1 pseudogene is annotated in these 860 nt (G+C 66.4%); it reads left to right on the top strand.

Annotated elements, in window-relative coordinates:
- Positions 1-31: 31 nt before the first annotated feature.
- Positions 32-860 (top strand): annotated as a pseudogene (locus tag GY937_12275) (LLM class F420-dependent oxidoreductase).

Genomic DNA, 860 nt, shown 5'->3' with positions numbered 1-860 from the left:
TGTTGTGAAGTTCGGGATCATGGCTCCGTACATGATGGCGCCCGTCGAAGACGGGGCCTATGCGGCGAGCTTCGGGCAGCTCGCCGAGGAGATGGGCTTCGAATCGGTCTGGGTGGTCGATCACGTGGTGATGTGTCCGGCCTACAGATCGCGTTACCCGTACGATCGAAGCGGCCGGTCGCCTTTTCACGAAGACGTCGTGCAGCCGGACCCGCTGATCTGGCTTGCCTACGTTGCCGCCGCTACCCGGAAGCTACGCCTGGCAACGGGCATCCTGATCCTGCCGCAACGCAATCCCGTGGTACTGGCCAAGGCGCTCGCCAGTCTCGATCGTCTTTCAGGCGGACGGATGTTGCTGGGGGTGGGCGTTGGTTGGGTTCGCGAGGAGGCGGAGGCTGTCGGAGTCCGGTTCGAGGATCGTGGTCGACGGACCGACGAGTACATCGAGGCGATGCGCGCCCTGTGGAGTTCGCCGCGTTCCAGTTTTGCAGGCGAAACGGTTCGCTTCGACGACGTCGTCAGCCGGCCGAAGCCCGCACAGGCGGGCGGCGTGCCGATCCACATCGGTGGACATAGCGTGGGGGCGGCCCGGAGGGCAGGGCGGCTTGGAGATGGGTTCTATCCTCTCGGCGTCAGTGGCGAGGAGCTGGCACGGCTCCTTGGAGTGGTTGCCGCGACCGCGCGCGAGCACGGTCGCGATCCCGGCGGAATCGAAGTCACCTGCGTGGGGACGCTCGAACCGGAAGTCGCCAGGGCTATCAGCGCGCGGGCGTCGACCGGATGACGATCTCCCCGCCGACCGGCGATCTGGCGGAGCTGCGGCCGATTCTCGAGCGATTTCGCCGCGAGGTGATCGAGCC

It is taken from the genome of bacterium, from assembly GCA_024228115.1.
In the GTDB taxonomy this organism is placed as follows: domain Bacteria; phylum Myxococcota_A; class UBA9160; order UBA9160; family UBA6930.
Note: the sequence above shows the minus strand (reverse complement) of the source record. Positions and strands in the feature narration are given on the sequence as shown.